At 59.1% G+C, this 18157-nt stretch carries 10 protein-coding genes; 4 read left to right on the forward strand and 6 right to left on the reverse strand.

Translation table 11 applies throughout. The features are described from left to right. Positions 1 to 8 precede the first annotated feature (8 nt). From V8J88_RS15795 to V8J88_RS15815, 5 genes are all read right to left on the reverse strand, one after another. Positions 9 to 599 carry a hypothetical protein gene (locus V8J88_RS15795; protein WP_338845155.1) on the reverse strand — a complete coding sequence of 197 codons (591 nt, stop codon included), beginning with the start codon at positions 597 to 599 and terminating at the stop codon, positions 9 to 11. A 429-nt stretch (positions 600 to 1028) separates the two neighbouring features. Continuing rightward, positions 1029 to 3737: an ATP-binding protein gene (locus V8J88_RS15800; RefSeq protein ID WP_338845156.1), complete on the reverse strand. Its 2709-nt coding sequence runs from the start codon at positions 3735 to 3737 to the stop codon at positions 1029 to 1031. A gap of 84 nt (positions 3738 to 3821) precedes the next feature. Beyond that, positions 3822 to 4673 (reverse strand): hypothetical protein, encoded by an 852-nt coding sequence (locus tag V8J88_RS15805; RefSeq protein WP_338845157.1) that lies wholly within the window; start codon positions 4671 to 4673, stop codon positions 3822 to 3824. Positions 4674 to 4980: 307 nt separating this feature from the next. After that, a complete protein-coding gene (locus V8J88_RS15810; protein WP_338845158.1) occupies positions 4981 to 8313 on the reverse strand; it encodes a UvrD-helicase domain-containing protein in 3333 nt (1110 codons plus the stop codon). Then, positions 8310 to 11057: a PD-(D/E)XK nuclease family protein gene (locus V8J88_RS15815; RefSeq protein WP_338845159.1), complete on the reverse strand. Its 2748-nt coding sequence runs from the start codon at positions 11055 to 11057 to the stop codon at positions 8310 to 8312. Before V8J88_RS15815 ends, V8J88_RS15810 begins: the two co-directional genes overlap by 4 nt. A gap of 617 nt (positions 11058 to 11674) precedes the next feature. Here V8J88_RS15815 and trxA point away from each other — a divergent pair. Continuing rightward, the gene (trxA, locus tag V8J88_RS15820) at positions 11675 to 12001 is read left to right on the forward strand and encodes a thioredoxin TrxA (RefSeq protein ID WP_338845160.1); all 327 of its coding nucleotides are present in this window, start codon (positions 11675 to 11677) and stop codon (positions 11999 to 12001) included. A 101-nt stretch (positions 12002 to 12102) separates the two neighbouring features. Beyond that, on the forward strand, positions 12103 to 13365 hold the full coding sequence (gene rho, locus V8J88_RS15825; RefSeq protein ID WP_338845161.1) for a transcription termination factor Rho: 1263 nt from the start codon (positions 12103 to 12105) through the stop codon (positions 13363 to 13365). Positions 13366 to 13477: 112 nt separating this feature from the next. Here the strand turns inward: rho and asnS are convergent, their stop codons facing one another. Next, positions 13478 to 14878: an asparagine--tRNA ligase gene (gene asnS / locus V8J88_RS15830; protein ID WP_338845162.1), complete on the reverse strand. Its 1401-nt coding sequence runs from the start codon at positions 14876 to 14878 to the stop codon at positions 13478 to 13480. 833 nt (positions 14879 to 15711) lie between these two features. On the opposite strand from asnS, the gene V8J88_RS15835 reads away from it, so the two are divergent. Together V8J88_RS15835 and V8J88_RS15840 are read left to right on the forward strand one after the other, a co-directional pair. Continuing rightward, positions 15712 to 16296 carry a TRAP transporter small permease subunit gene (locus V8J88_RS15835; RefSeq protein WP_338845163.1) on the forward strand — a complete coding sequence of 195 codons (585 nt, stop codon included), beginning with the start codon at positions 15712 to 15714 and terminating at the stop codon, positions 16294 to 16296. Between the two features lie 9 nt (positions 16297 to 16305). Beyond that, positions 16306 to 18123: a TRAP transporter large permease subunit gene (locus V8J88_RS15840; protein WP_338845165.1), complete on the forward strand. Its 1818-nt coding sequence runs from the start codon at positions 16306 to 16308 to the stop codon at positions 18121 to 18123. Positions 18124 to 18157 lie beyond the last annotated feature (34 nt).

Consider the following 18157-nt stretch of genomic DNA (forward strand, 5'->3'; position numbering starts at 1 on the left):
TGCGCTCCTCAGGCTGATTTGGCCGGGGCCGGCAAGGCGCCCTGGAAGACTTGCAAGACTTCATCGAAAGAAGCGCTGGCTTTGCCGGCCAGCGCCAATTTCACACGATCGCTGAAGGCGCCGCACTTGCTGGAGTCGTCGCTGACCGCATCAAAGCCGGCCGCCACCAGCTTCTGGCTTTCCACCGCCAGATCATGCCCGGCGGCGGTGGTGAGCTTGCCGCCGATCACCGCCGGCAGCGTTTGCAACAGCGGATTGCTGCGCAAGCGCTTCATCAGCCGCTCGCCATCGATGCTGCCATGGCCGTTCACGCTGGAGACGATCAGATAATCGTAGGGGGTTTCAGTGGGCGCGGAACCGTCTGTGCCGGCGGTCAAGCCTTTCAGACATTCCTGCTCGATCATTTCATCCGGCACGCAGGCCCCGAGGTTGACCACCTCGTGTCCGCTCTGTTCGAGCAGCAGCTGCATATACACCAGGTTCCATGTGTGGGCGTCTGAGGAAACGCTGGTCAACAGCACCTTTTTTGCTTTCCCCGGTTTTTCCTGCGCATTTGCAAGCTTGCCGCCTGCGCTTGCCTCGTTGCTAGTATCGTTCATGAAATTCTCCACAAAACACTATGACTGTCCAACGAAAAGCTGTTGTTGCAGGGGATGTCGCGCCCGTTGCTGTGATTCCGGCGGCGCACCACCCTTGATTCGCATTCCTCCCTGTTTTGCGCCGCTTGCGCGGCGGCCTGCAAAGGCCAGACACACGAGTATTGCAAGAGCCGGGCCAAAACACCCGTTCCGCGCTTTGCCGCCCCTTGCATCAGCAGGTTTGATGCGCGCCGGCTGCACGCTCTCTGTCCCTCTGCTGATGTGACAGGCATGCCGCCAATCGCGGCGCGCCGTGTGTCACGGGTTCACAAAAGTGTCTTCCTTTCCCTGGCGTTTGTCAAATTTGATGCTGTACGTCAAGTTTTTACTTTACCCATCATAGTGCAGGGCGCCATTTCTCCCAATATTTTCTTGCTTATTCCTTCTGATTCAGTCGGGTTTGCCGGCCCCATGTATGCCGTCCAGCCAGGCTTGCGCCGCATGCACGGTTTGCATCATGTGCAAGCCGGCGCGCTCGAAGCCGGCGCGGATCTGCATCTCCTCTTGCTGCGCCAGAATATCTTGCTCCAATTGCAGGGAATCATCGATAAAACTGCGCGCGCCCAATGAGCCTATCGCCCCGCGCAAGCTGTGCAACAGGCGGGCAGCCGTCTTTATCTCCCCGTTTTCCCATTCATGCAAAGCCTGTTGCAAGTCGCGCGGTCCGCGCACGCACATTTTTTGCACCAACTCACATAACATCCGCATATATTCCGCATCATTCGCGTTCCAGGCCAGCAAGTCACCCAAATCAAATTCACTGCGGTCTTGCCTGACTTCTGCAAGCTCAAGCGGGGCCACAGCATCAGGCGGCGCGCTGTCGTCATGCTTGTCTGCCTGGTTTGGCTCCGGCCCGTCCTGCGCTGCGGGTGACGGCGCATCGTTGTGCAATGCCGCCGGCGCTGCGCTGGATGGCGGCCCGCTCTGCGCCGCCGCATCCGCCAGCATCTGCGCCGGCAGGTGTGCGGCGATGACGCCAAACATTTGCTGCACATCGATAGGTTTGGCGATGAAGTCATCCATGCCGGCTTGCAGGCAATGCGCGCGCTCTTCATCCATCACCCCGGCGCTCATGGCCAGCACCGGCAATCGCAACCCCAGTTCATTGCGCAGTTTGCCGGTGGCGGTAAATCCGTCCATCACCGGCATTTGCACATCCATCAAGACCATGGCGTAATGCGCGCTGTCTTTGCGCAAAGCCTGTATGGCCAATTCGCCATTTTCCGCCACATCCACTTCGGCCCCGGCCTGCCTTAACACTTTGCACGCCACCAACTGGTTTAAGTGATTATCTTCCACCAGCAAAATGCGCACGCCTTTGAGGGAGGGATAGCCGGCGGCGCTTTTGCGCTGGGCCAGGGAGGGACTGCTTTGCATGGCCTGGACAATCCCTTGCGCCAGGGTGTGCGGCAGACAGGGTTTGAGCACAAAAGGCAGGGCTGACAAGGTGCGCGGGGCCTGCTGCCGCTCACGCGAGGAAGCCAGCAACAGCAGGCGCGGTGCGCCGCTCTGCGCGCTTGCGGCGCATTCCTGCAGTTGCTGCATGCACTGCTGCAGGGCTGCGGCCCCGGCCTGGCTGTCAAGCAATACGCAGAGCGGGCCGGATGCGACCTGCCGGCAGCGGTGCAGTAAATCGGCCTGATCGTGGGCGCACTCCAGAGGGATCTGCAGACGCTGCGCCGCCAGCTGCAAAGCCTGGCGGCTGGCGTCTTGCTCAATCCAGGCCAGCAAATGCGGCCACGCCGTCTGCGGGGGCGCAAACTCCGGTGCGCCGGGGTCGATTTGCATGCGCACCTGAAATGAAAACGTGCTGCCGCGCCCCGCTTCGCTTTGCACCTGAATCGCCCCGCCCATCATGTGACAGAGGCGCTGACAGATCACCAGCCCCAGGCCGGTGCCGCCAAACTGCCGCGTGATGGATGTGTCAGCCTGGGAAAAGGCATTGAACAAGCGTTCCCTTTGCTGCTCGTTCATGCCGATGCCGGTGTCGCTCACTGCACAATTTAAAATAAAACTGGAGACATGCTCAAATTGCGCGCCAACATGCAAGGACACCCTCCCCTGCTTGGTGAATTTGAGCGCATTGCCGACCAGATTCAGCAAAATCTGGCGCAAGCGCAACGCGTCGCCCAGAATATATTGCGGGGTGTCGGGGGCCACGCAGATCACCAGTTCAAGTTCTTTGTCAGCCGCCGCATGCATGATGCCGGCCACCCCGTCCAGCACTTCTTCCAGCACAAACGGGGCTTCGTGCAATTCCATGCGGCCCGCCTCGATTTTGGAAAAGTCCAAAATATCATTGATGATCGCCAGCAGCGCCTGGCCGGACGAGCTGATCATATCGAGGTAGTTTTTCTGTTCGTGATTAAGCGGCGTCTGCCCCAGCAAATGCGTCATCCCCAGCACGGCGTTCATGGGGGTGCGGATTTCATGACTCATATTCGCCACGAATTCGCTTTTGGCCTGGCTGGCGGCTTCCGCTATGTCCCTGGCCTGCTTCAATTGCTCCATTTGCATTTGCATCGCAGTTTCCAGCGCCCGCGCGTAAGCGTGGTTCCATAACAGGAAAATGCCGGTGAAAAAAAACACCACCACCAGAATCGCCGCCCAGGCCCCGGGCTGGCCCATGAAGTAATACAGGCGCGGGTCGAGCTGGATCCAGCCGCTGATATGTAAAAACGCGAGTGTTAAAAGGAGCACTGCGCACACGCCGCAATAAATCAGGGTAACGCGGCGCGAGTGACGGGTGGAAACGATGAGGCAACTCAGCGCCAGCCACCAAAAGCCGGGCGCGGCGGCGCCGAAAGTCAGAATACTGGAGAAGCCGGTGGCGGCAAGCAAGCCGGCGGCCAGATGCACTTTTCCGTCCCAGCTCAAGCGGCTTAAATTGAAGGTGACAGCCCACACCGCGCTGCCCAGCAAGATATGCAAAGCATATACCGGCAACCAGCCGGTGCCGACCGCACGCAAGAGCGATAATGGCACGGCAAAAGCCGCGATCAGGGCCAGTAATCTCCAGACCTGATCGATAAACTCCTCACGGATGCGGGCCAGATTGGCCTGCATCTGTGCGGGTATGCGGCTGTCGGATGATGCCATCTCGCCTCGCTTTTCCGCGCCCTGGCGGCGCTGCCCGATTATGCAATCATTGTGCGGGATCAAACCCGGCTTGGCAATCAGACATTAATGAAAGGCGGCGGGGTTGAGCCGTTCGATGACCAAGGTTTCTCCGCCCCCTTGCAAAAACTCGTTTTCCGGGTCGATTGCGCCAAAGCGCAGCAGCAGATTGTCGCCGAATTGCGCGGTATCGCCCACCTTCAGCTGGGCGCCGTGTTCCCGCACATAGGAAAACAGGGCGCGGAACAGATCGTATGCTTCTTGCGCTTGCGGCATTTGCCCAAACCAGGCGAAATCCGGCACGCCCCAGCGGTGATAGGCTTTGGAGCAAAACCAGATATTGTTTTCATCGACAAAGAATTTGACAAAGCCGCCCCACAATTCCACCGGCGGATTGGCGATGATCTGCTCCGCGCTTTCCAGTTGCAGCAGTTGCCGCACAATCAATAATGGATTGCAACTCCAGGCTTCCATGTCCAATAAAGCGAATGCGCCCGTTTTTTCCAACGCCAGCGCCACCTGGCAAAGCGCCATCAGTTGCGCGCTGACATCGGGGTTGCCATCCAGATATTGACAAAAAAAGTGGCTGCGGTGGGCGCGCATACGCGCCTTGTCTTCGCGCGTACAATTCGCCGCATTCAAGGCGTTTTGTACGGCTTCGCCATCCGCATCTTCATTCAGGCCCAAGACGCGGATCACATGCCCATCAAACTCGCACACCAAGTGACAAGATTCCTCCCGTACTACTTCATCACTGAATGCAATGTCCAGAAAGCCTTGCGCTTGCAAACCCTGTTGCAAGACATCGCGAAATGGGCCGTAATATTCGCCCGCCAATAAAATTATCGCTGGCGGATATTCTCCGCCCCAGTGCAAGGCTGGGCCTTCTGTTTCATCTTGTTGTTCGATATCACTCATTTTTTCGGGTTCAACTTGTGTTTTCTGCGCTGGAGAAAGCTGTTTTGTGTGCCCACCCGCCGGTTTAGCTTTGCCTCGGCGCATGCTGGCGCGACGTTTGGCGCGATTCATGGTACTGACTCCTTTGCAAATATGATGTGGAGATTGGCAGTCTGTCACTATATGAGAATCCTGGCGCAAACTCGAAACAAGGGTGCAGGTTTTGCTGAGACTCTCGCCAAATCTGACGCAGGACTGGCGCTGACGAAGCGGTAATTATGCGCTGCTTTACCGCAACTGCCCGTTTTTGCGCATCAAACTGTGTGATTTATGCCTCCAGCACACGCCAATCGCCATCCGCGCCGATCAAGGCGCAGCACACCTTGCTGTGTGGATACAAGGCTTGCGCCAAAGCGCGATATTGCATGAGCTGCTGGCGATGTTCCGGCGCCATCACGGGGCCGAGTTTGCGCTTATAGTCCAGCACCCACACCGCGTCCTGCGCCACCACCAGCCGGTCGAGCCGGTGCACCTGGCCGTCGGCCAGAATTTCCAATTCATTTTCCGCGCTGATAAAGGCGGCGGGATCAAAAAAACGCTGCAATTGCGGGGCTTGCAAAATGTTGCGCGCCTGACGCAAGACTTTGCGCGCGACACTGAGCTTGCAGGGCAGCCATTGCGCCAACTGTTCCGCCTGGGGCCAGGCGGGCGGCCAATCCGCGCCCCCGGTCAGGCGTTCCAACAGGGCATGCAAGGCGATCCCCTCTTCCTGCGCCAGACTGGGCAGGGCATGACTGGCGGCCAATTGCGCATCTTCGTCTGTTTCTTCTTCCTCTTCCGCATCGAGCCACTCCGGCGGCGGCGCGGCGGCGGCGCGCGCAGCGAGTTGCGGCGCGGCAAACAACGGCCAGACGAATTCCGCTTCCTGCGGCGCGGCCAGGGCGGCGCTGGCGGCAGCCTGCGGCCATTCTGCCAGGTGTTGCAAACGCTGATACCAGCTGTCAGTGCGGGCCTTGTCCGCCACGCCGGACAGCAGCAAAAAGCGGCGCGCGCGCGTCAGCGCCACATATAAAAGATTCCAATCTTCTTGCACGCTGAACGCTTCTTCCTGCGCAAACAAGGCCTGGCGCGCCAAGCCGCGCTCGGCGCGCCGGCCAAACGCGGAAAAGTGGTTGGGCGCCTGCGCATCTTGCGGCCAGTCGCACAAAATCCCGCTGTTGTCTTGCGCGCTCTTGCTGTGTGCGGCGTCGAGCAAAACCACCAGATCAGCTTCCAGGCCCTTGCTGGCGTGAATCGTCAAAATCCGCACCGCGTCTTGCGCGGCGTCGGCATGGGCGGCGTCGGGCGCTTCGTTTTCTTCGCTCTGCCGCCAGGCGGCAAGCGCGGCGATGAATTTTTGCAAGCCGGGATAGCGCGCGCCGTCTTGCTGCAAGGCCAGGCTGATGAAGGCTTCCAGATTGGCCACGCTCTGGCGTCGCGCGCTGGCCGGGGCCGTCTGCAGATAGCGCGCCAGCACATCGCCTTGATGCATGATGGCGTCGAGTAAATCATGCACCGCCATGCCGGGCGCCGCCGCCAGCCAGGCGGCCAGCAGCGTATGCGCGCGGCCCAGTGCGCTGTCAGCATCCAGCTGCGGCCCCAATAAACTCAGGCGCTGCCACCAGCGCAATTCAGGGGCGGCTTGCGCTAAGCGCATCAAGTCCTGATCGCTGGCGCCAAACAGCGGACTTTTCAAAATATGCGCCAGCGCGCAATCATCAGACGGTGTGGCCAGGAAACTCAGCAAGGCGATTAAATCCGCCACTTCCTGCGCCTGCAGCAAGCCGCCGCGCCGGTCTGAAACAAAAGGAATGCCAGCCGCACGCAGCGCACTTTCATAGGCATGCAAATGGGTGCGCTTTCTGACCAGCAACATCATTTCGCGCCAGGGCAACCCGTATTGGGTGCGCAAATCGAGCAAGGCTTGCGCCACCGCCCTGCCCTCATGCAGGCGCGCCAGGTTTTCCACTTCCGGCACAGCTTGCGTGAGCGGATCGCGCAAATCCCCGCTCTGAGGCGCTGCCGGCGCCGCCGGCGTGTCGCCCTCTTCCACCGCGCCCTGCGCCAGCGGCAGGCGCCAGGCCCCGCCGGCATCGCTGGCGAAAGAGCTTTGCGCTTCAAACAAAGGATTGATCCCGCTCATGCTCTGATTCAAGGCTTGCAGCACGGCCTGGCTGTTGCGCCGGGTTTGATTAGTGCGCAAGACCTGCGCCCCGAGTTCCTGCAAGCGCGCGCTGGCGCTCATGAACACGCGCGGCTCGGCGCGGCGGAAACGGTAAATCGATTGCTTGGGATCGCCGACGATAAACACCGAAGGCCGGCCCGCCGCCTCGCCATAGTTTTCCAACCATGACCAGATGATGTTCCACTGCAGCGGATTGGTGTCCTGGAATTCGTCAAGCAGAATATGCTGGTAGCGCATGTCCAGGCGGCTGTGCAGATAGGCGCACCATTCGGGATTCGACAATAGGCGGAAGGCCTGCCACTCCAGATCAGCGAAATCAAACACGCGCTCACGCGCTTTCAATTCCTGGTACGCCGTTAATAATTCATGACCGACCGCAAACAAGGCGCGGTTGAGCGCCAGCACATCGATTTCCGCCGCGCGCGCCTGTAATTCCTGCATGACTTGCGCCAGCGCTTCCCATTCCTGCGCAAATTCAGGCGCGCCGCCGGCAAATCCCAGGCCCGGCAAGGCGGCGGCGATTTGTTTATTCGACGGGGCCTTGCGCGCTTCGCCTTTGGTGGTCAAAAACACTTTCTGCAGCGCGTCAAACGCATCCAGTCCCGCCCCGGCGCCAAGCGCGCTTTCCAATGCGACGGCAGCTCTTTGATTCGGCTCTGTGCCCTGCCCCAGCACACGCGCAACTTGCTGCAAACGCTGACACAAGGCCGCATCCTGCCACAGACTCAGGCGGGCATCGCGCTCGCCATCCGCGCCGCACAGTTGCGCCAATTGCTGCAAGGGGTCTTCACCATGGATTTGCAAGGCCCACCATTCGGCGCGCCGCTCGCAAAACGCCATCAACAATTCGCGCGCGGTTTCGTTCTGGCTTTGATACAAATACAGCAGATGCTGGCGCAGACTGTCATCCTCAGCCTGCTCAATGCGCTGCAGGCAAAGGGAAAACGCTTCGCGCATCAAATGCGCGGCATTTTCCAGCAAGCCATAGCCATGCGGCACGCCGGAAGCCAGCGGCGCGAGCGGCAATAAACGCGCAAACCAGCTGTGAAAAGTGTCAATCGAGAGCGCTTGCGGACTGGCCAGCACCTTGGCGTAGAGTTGCTGCGCAAGCGGGATCTGGCGGGCTAATTCGCTTTGCGCCACACCGCGCTCAAGCAAACGCTGAGCGCAAGTATCGACATCCGCCAGCGCCAATTCTTCCAGCAATTGCAATAAGCGTTCGCGCATTTCCTGCGCCGCCTTGCGTGTGAAGGTAATCGCCAGCAATTGCGCTGGCGCTGCGCCAGCCAACAAAAGGCGCAACATGCGCGCCACCAGCAACCAGGTTTTGCCGCTGCCGGCGCAGGCCTGCACCACCACCGACTGCGCCGGATCGCAAGCGCAGGCGGTAAAAGCGGCCTGGCTGACCGGCTCGCCATTGATCTCAAAGGCGCTCACCAGGCCCCCTTGCGGCACAAGCCGCGCATTTCACACCATTCACACACACTGCCGCTGCCATGCGCCGGCAGCGGCGCGCCCTGCTGAATCGCTTGCATGCTGTGCAACAAACGTTGCTCCAGCGCGGCGCAATGTCCGGCAAAATCGTCCTTATCCAATTGCACGGTCTTCACTTCCTCTTTATGCAAGACCAGGTAGGCGGCTTTTTCCAGCGCGCCGCCGAGGCTGTCTTGATGCGCGCGCGCCAGCAAACCATAAAACGGCAATTGCTGATCTTCGCGTTGCGTCAATTTCTTTTTCAGCGTGCTCTGGTTGCCGGTTTTGTAGTCCAGCAAGAGCAAGGCGCCACGGTTGCCGGCCTCATCCTGCACATGGTCGATACGGTCGATGCGGCCATACAATTGCACACTGCCGCCCGGCCAAGGCAGCGCGGCTTCGAGTCGCATTTCGCCGCTGGCATAACTGCTGTCAGCGCTTTCCTGCCATTCCAGATAGCGCGGCATGATTTGCCGCCAGCGCGCCAGCCACACCAGCGCCACGCCATTGCGGCTGCGCTCTTGTGCGAATTTTTCTTCGCCGATCTGCGCCAGCAAGGCGGCGCGCTGCGCCACATCGGCGATCGGCTGCTGACGCAGACTTTCATGATAGCGGTACAGAATTTCATGCATCCAGTCGCCGAAGTCGCGCTTTAATGGCATGTCTTCCCACTCATCCAGCGCACTGATGCGCAACATGTGACGGGCGAAAAATTGATAGGGGCAGGCGAACAGGCTGTTGCAGGCCGAGGCCGACAGGCGCGCCGGCAACAGCGGCGCGGCGGCCGGGCGCGGCATGTCGATCCGCGCCGGCAGCAGGCTGCGCTGCGGCCACGCTTCCTGCCACAGTTCCAAAGCGCGGCCCTGCTGCGCCAGACAGAGTTGCAAGCGCAGCAGCCAGGGGCTGGCTTGATTCGGCTGACCGTCTTTATGCGCCTGCCAGGACAGCATCACACTGCGATTGCCAAGCAAAATCTCGCAAAAATCACGCAATTGCTGACGCTGGCGCGATTCGCGCGTGGCCAACAGCAATTCGCGCCGCACCGCATTCGCAAAAAACAGGGTTTCAGGCGCGCGGCTGGGCAGATTGTCGGCATCGCAGCCGACCACCAGCACAGCCTCAAATTGGCGCAAGCGGGCGCCGTTGAAGGGCAGCATCGCGACCCGCGTATCCGCGCTGTCCGGGGCGCAGGGCAGGCTTTCGAGTTGCAACGCCAGCATGGCGCGCCACTCGGTAAAACTGAGCGCATCGTCGCCGGTTTGCAATTCGCATTGCTCCAGCACTTGCAAAATCTGGCGTCCGGCGAAGTCGCGCGCGAACGCGCCCGGCATGCCCAGAGTGCGCAAAGCCTGGCGCAAAATCTGCGCCCACTCGCGCATGCTGTGGCGCCCGGCATGCCGCGCCGCCTGCTTATGCAAGAGGCGCAGCAGCAGAGGCGCATCGCGCGCCGCCGGCGGCAGCGGCGCATCTTTGAGCGCCTGCAAGGCCATGTCCCAGCCGCGTGTGACATTGGCGCGCCGCAAAGCTTGTTCAATCTGCCAGATGATTTCAGCCTGGCTGCGGTTTTCATCTTCGCGCAGACGCACAAAGGGCGACTTTAATAACTCCAGCAAAGTCAGGCTGTCGCATTGCCCGGCCACCAGATCCAGCCAGGCCATCAAAGCCGCCGCCGCGCGCGTGGTCGAGAGTTTCCAGCCGGTTTCATCCGCCACCTGAATCCCGGCGCGCGCCAGCAAAGCGGCGATGCGGCGCGCCGCCACCCGTTCCTGGGCGATGATGGCGATTTTCTGCAGGCCGGCTTGCAGCCAGTCAAAAATCGCCTGCGCCCCGGCTTGCGCTTCCGCCTCCAGACTGTGCGCCGGATACAGGCGCACATGCTGCAACACATCGTCGTTTGGCGGCGGCGGCGCATCCGCGAACAAATCCGGGCGCGCGCTGTGCTCCAGCATTTCCGGCCAGGCTTGCGCCAGCAAGGGCGGCACGCTGGCGGCGCGCCAATCTGATAATAAGAGCAAGACGCGGGCATGGCGCGCCCAGGCATCCAAAAAAGCTTGCTCAATCGCCGACGGCGCTTCCGGGCTGATCCACACCAGGGTTTGCCGCGCGCGCCGCGCCGCCGCCTGCAAACGGCGGTGGCGCTGCACCAGCGCATCCTCCTCATCCAACTGGCTTTGCCAGATCGCCCACACCAATTGCGCTTCCTGCGACAGCAATTCGCGACTGGAAGGCGGCAACTGGGCCAGCGCCTGCTCCCAGCACAAACCTGCCTGGGCGCGTGACTTTTCAATGCGCGGCAAGTGCGCTGTGGTCAATTCATCTGATAGCGTAAGTAACAGCTGGGCCAGGGGCAGCAAGTCGGTGTTGTGATGCGCGGCGAATAATTGCGCCAGCCATGCATGCTTGCGCAACCCGGCATATAACTGCAGCATGCGCTGCACCCCGCCTTGCGCCGCCTCCGGCCTGCCTTGCAAAGAAAGCCAGCCGTCCAGGGTGTTGATGCGCGGCAGACGCAGACAGGCGGGGCCGGCCTGACGCGCCAATTCCTGCTTGAAAGCCTGCGCATGCGAGTAGGCCGGCACAATGATTTGCATCTGCGCCAGATCGCCCAGCGCCTGCAAATGCGCCAGGGCCTGCGGCCAGAATTGCGCGCCTGCCGTAATCCACAATGTGCGCGGAGTTTTGTCCCCGCTTTTTGCCTCTGCCACCATGCTATTCCATTATCCCCGGCTCGCGCGGCCTTCATCGCCGCAGCCGGGATTGTAAGCGAGACGCAGCAACAAAGCAGCAACAAAGCAGCACAAACGCCGCATAAAACGCGCAAACCCGCCCGGCGCCAAGCCTGACAAAGCGATTTGATTTCCTGCAAGCGGTTCACACAAAAGTACAAAATAGGGTATTATTCCGCGATGTGTGCCGGGTGTTGCCGTCCGGCAGGTTTTTTGCCGTACTCTGGCGAAGCTTGCATCCAGGCAATCCGGCGCAATGCGCAACGCAAACAGGCACCTGTGCATCAGACCGATTGTCTCAGACCTGGAGCATTGTCATAACGCGCAGCACGAGGCAGAATGAGTACACTGAGCATATCGAAGGCGGATCCGGTTTTTCCGGCAGCCCGCGGCAAGCAGCTGAATTTGAGCTTGCCGGTTTCACGGCGCGCCCCCGCCCCCGGTCGCCACGCTTGCCAAACGCGCCGACAGGCTCCTGCAAATCGGTGGGTCTGTCCGCCATGTGCGGCGATAGGCTGGCGTTTCAGCGCCTGCAGCGCTGCACAAAACAGGGACCAACAACGGCATTCCTCGACACCTAGCTTATCTACAAGGGAAATATGAGTACTCTGATCAAACATATTACGGATGCCTCTTTCGAGCAGGACGTTTTGAAATCTGACGGCGCTGTGCTGGTTGACTTCTGGGCAGAGTGGTGCGGTCCCTGCAAACAGATCGCGCCTATCCTCGAAGCCGTCGCCACTGAATACGCAGGCCGCCTGACTATCGTCAAGCTGGATGTGGAAGCCAATCCGAGCACTTCCATGAAATACGGCGTGCGCGGCATCCCCACCTTGATTCTGTTTAAAAACGGCGCGCAAGTGGCGCAAAAAGTGGGCGCACTGGCCAAACCACAACTAACTGCCTTCATCGATACCAATATTTGATGGCAGGAAAGGGGCGGCGCAAAGCGCCGCCTGCCGTCGTCCGGCATGCCGGATGACCACCCCATCCCGACCGGGACATCTGGATTGAAATAACATACACCATGCACTTATCTGAATTAAAGGCCTTGCACGTTTCCGCCCTGCTGGAAATGGCCATCAGCCTCGACATCGACAACGCCGCGCGCATGCGCAAGCAGGAACTGATGTTTGCGATCCTGAAGAAGCGCGCCAAGGCTGGCGAGCAGATCTTCGGCGACGGCGCACTTGAAGTCTTGCCGGACGGTTTCGGCTTCCTGCGCTCGCCCGATGCGAGCTATATGGCGTCCACCGATGACATTTATATCTCGCCGTCGCAAATCCGCCGCTTCAACCTGCATACCGGCGATTCGGTCGAAGGTGAAGTGCGCACGCCGAAAGATGGCGAACGTTATTTCGCCCTGGTCAAGGTGGACAAGGTCAATGGTGAATCGCCGGAATCGTCGAAGCACCGGATTCTGTTTGAAAACCTGACGCCGCTGCATCCGAATACGCCGTTGCGTCTGGAGCGTGAAATCAGCGGCCAGGAAAACATCACCGGCCGCATCATCGATCTGATCGCCCCGATTGGTAAAGGTCAGCGCGGTTTGCTGGTGGCCTCGCCCAAATCCGGTAAATCGGTGATCCTGCAACATCTGGCGCACGCCATCACCGCCAATCATCCTGACATCACCCTGATTGTGCTGCTGATTGACGAACGTCCGGAAGAAGTGACAGAGATGCAGCGCTCGGTGCGCGGCGAAGTGGTTGCTTCCACCTTCGACGAACCGGCCACGCGTCACGTTCAAGTCGCCGAAATGGTGCTGGAAAAAGCCAAGCGCCTGGTGGAAATGAAAAAAGACGTGGTGATTTTGCTGGACTCCATCACCCGTCTGGCGCGCGCTTACAACACCGTGATCCCGGCGTCCGGCAAAGTGCTGACCGGCGGTGTGGACGCGAATGCGCTGCAACGTCCGAAACGCTTCTTCGGCGCCGCGCGCAATATCGAAGAAGGCGGCTCGCTGACCATCATCGCCACCGCGCTGATCGAAACCGGCAGCCGCATGGATGATGTGATTTACGAAGAATTCAAGGGCACCGGCAATATGGAAGTGCACCTGGAACGCCGTCTGGCGGAAAAGCGCGTGTACCCGGCGATCAATCTGAACAAATCCGGCACCCGCCGCGAAGAGTTGCTGATCAAACCGGACCAGCTGCAAAAAATCTGGATTTTGCGCAAGCTGCTGTACGGCATGGACGAAATCGAAGCGATGGAATTCATCCTCGACAAGATGAAGGCCACCAAGAACAACGCCGAGTTCTTCGATTTGATGCGACGCGGCGGCTGATTCTATGTTCAGCCCGCAAAAAAGCCACGGCATGCCGTGGCTTTTTTATTGCGTCTGTCGCGGGCAGGCAAAAAAATCCCCGCCGCAGCGGGGACACAGGAATCAAGTCCGCTCAGAAGCGCACATTGCCCGGCGTGCGCGGGAACGGGATCACATCGCGCACATTTGAAACGCCGGTGATATACGACACCGCACGCTCAAAGCCGAGACCGAAACCGGCATGCGGCACCGTACCGTAGCGGCGCAGGTCGCGGTACCAGTAATACGGCTCTTTCGCCAGGCCAATCGCCGCCATGCGCTCGTCCAGCACATCCAAACGCTCTTCACGCTGCGAACCGCCGATGATTTCACCGATGCCGGGGGCCAGCACGTCCATCGCCGCCACGGTTTTGCCATCGTCATTCAAGCGCATATAAAAGGATTTGATTTCCTTCGGATAGTTTTGCAGCACCAGCGGGCCATTCACATATTTTTCCGCCAGGAAGCGCTCATGCTCGGACTGCAGATCCACGCCCCAAGCCACCGGATATTCAAATTTCTGCCCGGATTTTTGCAAAATCTCAATCGCATCGGTGTAATCCATGCGCACAAACGGCTTGTCGATAATGCCCTGCAGCTTGGCGATCAAGCCCTTCTCCACCCGCTCATCAAAGAAGGCCATATCGTCCGCGCGCTCATTGAGCACAGCCTTGAACACATATTTCAACATCGCTTCGGCCAGATCCGCATTTTGCGCCAGATCGGCAAAGGCGATTTCCGGCTCAATCATCCAGAATTCGGCCAGATGGCGGCTGGTGTTGGAGTTTTCCGCGCGGAAGGTCGGGCCAAAGGTGTACACCTTGGACAAGGCCATGCAATACGTTTCCACATTCAGCTGGCCGGACACGGTGAGGAAGGTTTCACGGCCAAAGAAGTCTTGCGAGAAATCCGGCTTGCCTTCCGGGGTACGCGGGAAATTCATCATATCCAGCGTGGAAACGCGGAACATCTCGCCTGCGCCCTCGCAATCGGAAGCGGTCAGAATCGGCGTATTCACCCAGTAGAAATCCTGCTCATGGAAAAAGCGGTGAATCGCCTGCGCAATCGAATGGCGCACGCGCGCCACGGCGCCCATGATATTGGTGCGCGGACGCAAATGCGCCACTTCGCGCAAAAACTCCATGCTGTGCGGCTTGGGCTGGATAGGATAGGTGTCGGGATCATCGACAAAGCCCATCACCTCCACCTTGGAAGCCTGCATCTCAAAACTCTGCCCGCCGCCCTGCGACGGCACCACGCGCCCGACCGCGATGAAAGACGCGCCGGCGGTCAGGTGCAGCACTTCGCTTTCATAATTGGCGAGGGAATTCGGGGCCACCACTTGCAGGGGGTTGAAGCAGGAACCATCCGTCAAGGCCAAAAAGGAAATGCCGGCCTTGGAATCGCGCCGGGTGCGCACCCAGCCCTGGACTTTGACATCACTGTCAGCCGGCGCCTTGCCGGCCAGAACGTCTTTGACACTTAGCGTGATCATAACTTCTCCAAATCGATAATGGCCGACATGATACCCCGCAGCCGGGCAGGCCGCAAACCAGCGCGTGTCTGGCGCGCACGCCTGCGGCCTGGCCGGGCAGCCATCCACACAGCATGGGCGCAAACCCTTGGCTTCCCTCCCTCGAACAACGAAATCAATGAGAAATCAATGGAATCAATGGGGTCAGACTCGAATCAATGGGGTCAGACTCGATTGATTTTCCTTGTCTTACAGCTGAAGGCAATGTTTTTACACATCGCGGCGCGCTGAGAGTCTAGCAAAGCAGTGGGGGATCAAATGTCCATGCCGGTAAGTAAGCATATTGAGAATAGTGCGCTGTACATTTGTAGAAATAGCAGTTTCGCTAAGAGACTGCGACGCCATCCCGATGTCGCGGGGGCAGCTTGTGGGATCAATCGAGTCTGACCCCATTGATTCTGCGGGGGCAGCTTGTGGGATCAATCGAGTCTGACCCCATTGATTCTGACCCCATTGATTTCACGAACGTTCCCAGCTTCCTCATGACGGTTGTGCAACGCCATCCCGATGTCGCGCGGGCAGCTTGTGGGATCAATCGAGTCTGACCCCATTGCTTTGACCTCATTGATTCCCCCCTTGATTCTGGCGCGCACCCATCATGTATGCATTTTTTAGAACAAATCCCCTATACTTGGCAAACCCGGAAGCCTTGCCGCTAAACCGGGAAAATAAAGCCCAAGCCGGCTGAGCAGCCGGGATTGGGCCAGAGGGGACAGCAACATACCGCGCCACCACACCGGCTGCGCAGACATCGCGCCGCCCCCATCATCGCCACCACCAGAAAGAGGAAGTACATGTCAGCACTCCTGAGTCTGTCACGCATGATAGACGCGCTCAATCAAGCGCTGGGCAAGCTGGTCAGCTATGCGCTGCTGCTTGCCGTCATCATTTGCACCGGCAATGCGCTGGTGCGCTATGCCTTCAATATCAGCTCAAATGCCTGGCTGGAATTGCAATGGTATTTGTATGGCGCCATGTTTTTAGGCGCGGCCAGCTATACCTTGAAACGCGATGAACATGTGCGCATTGACGTCATTGTGGGCCGCTTCTCCAAGCGCACCCAGGTCATCATCGATTTGCTCGGCTTCCTCTTTTTCATGATGCCGATCTGTTTATTGATTGTGTATTATTCCTGGCCCTACGCCCTGCTCTCATTTGAAAGCAAAGAGCTGTCCACCAATGCCGGCGGGTTGATCGTGTGGCCGGCCAAAATGCTGATTCCTTTCGGCTTCGCCCTGCTGTCTTTGCAAGGCGTCTCGGAAATCATCAAACGCGCAGCCTATCTGATGGGCTTGATTGATTCCTCCGCCTTTGACAAGCAGCAAGTCAAGCCGGAAGACGAAGTGGCGGCGATCAAAGCCGCCAATAATCTGAAATAAGGGGCTGCCATGCTGGAATTTATCGCGGCGAACCTCGCCCCTATCATGTTTTTCACGCTGGTCATCTTTTTGATGTCCGGCTTCCCGGTCGCCTTCTCGCTGGCGGCTAACGGCCTGTTTTTCGGCATTGTCGGGATTGAGCTGGGCCTGCTCAAACCTGAACTCTTGCAAGCCCTGCCCAACCGCATCTTCGGCATTTTGGGCAATGACACCTTGCTGGCGATTCCATTTTTCACCTTTATGGGCTTGATACTGGAGCGCTCAGGCATGGCCGAAGATTTGCTGGACACCATCGGCCAGCTGTTCGGCCCGGTGCGCGGCGGCGTGGCGTATGCCGTGATCTTTGTCGGCGCCTTACTGGCCGCGACCACCGGCGTGGTGGCGGCATCGGTGATCTCGATGGGCCTGATCTCGCTGCCGGTGATGTTGCGCTATGGCTATGATAAAAAAGTCGCCACCGGCGTCATCGCTGCCTCCGGCACGCTGGCGCAAATCATTCCGCCTTCGCTGGTGTTGATCGTGATGGCGGATCAGCTCGGGCGCTCGGTGGGGGATATGTATAAAGCCGCGTTTTTACCCGGCTTGCTGCTGACGGCGATGTATGCCGGCTATATTTTGTCGCTCTCGATTTTCAAACCGCATACCGTACCGGCATTGCCGCCCGAAGCGCGCAATTTGCGCGAGCCGAATGGCGACAGTGGCACGCTGTCCCTGTTGCTGTTGACAATTGCCTCGGTCGCCGCCGGCTGGGGCTTTGCCTGGTGGTACACCCAAGGCCATCCAAATGCACACACCGATCAAGTGGTGGTGTATTCGATGGCGGTAGGCATACTGGCTGCGTTTGTGCCAGCGCTGCTGAATCGCTATCTGAAACTTGGCCTGCTCTCGCGATTGGCGGAAAAAGTGGTGTTTGTGCTGATCCCGCCGCTGGCCCTGATCTTTTTGGTGCTGGGCACGATTTTCGTAGGCATCGCCACCCCGACCGAGGGTGGCGGCATGGGCGCTGCCGGCGCGATTTTACTGGCGCTGATGAACCGCCGCCTGAAATGGTCATTGCTGACCCAGGCGATGGAATCGACCACCCGCTTATCCTCTTTCGTGATGTTCATTTTGATCGGCTCCACCGTCTTCGGTCTGGTGTTCCGTGGCATCAATGGCGATTTGTGGGTGGAACATCTGCTGACCTCGCTGCCGGGCGGTCAGATCGGCTTCTTGATCGCGGTGAATATTCTGTTCTTTGTGCTGGCCTTCTTTCTCGACTTTTTCGAGCTGGCCTTCATCCTGGTGCCGCTGGTCGGGCCGGTGGCGGAAAAGCTGGGCATTGATTTGATCTGGTTTGGCGTCTTGCTGGGGGTGAATATGCAAACCTCCTTCATGCATCCGCCGTTTGGTTTCGCCCTGTTCTATCTGCGCTCGGTGGCCTCGAAAGAAGTCAAGACCTCAGATATCTATTGGGGCGCGGTGCCGTTTGTCTGTATTCAGGTGATTATGGTCGGCCTGATCATTGCTTTCCCGAATCTGGTTTCGGTGGATAAAAAAGACAACCACAACGAGCAGATCGAATTGCGGATTGACGCGCCAAGCGACAGCAGCGCCAAACCTGGTGAGAAAAAAACGGATAGCAAAACCGACACCGGCGGCTTCAATCTGGAATTTTCCAGCGATGCTGAACCGGCCAAGGCGTCTTCGGCATCTGCTTCGGCATCTGCTTCGGCATCGGCTTCGGCTTCGGCATCTGCTTCAGCCAGCGCCTCCGGCAAAGCTTCCGCCAAAGACGAAGGCAGTCCGTTTGGCGATTTGCAATTCTCGGATGACACAAAGAAATAGCGCGACAGCAATGCTGCATCAAAACGGGCGCCAG

The organism is Massilia sp. W12 (assembly GCF_037300705.1).
Taxonomy (GTDB): domain Bacteria; phylum Pseudomonadota; class Gammaproteobacteria; order Burkholderiales; family Burkholderiaceae_D; genus JACPVY01.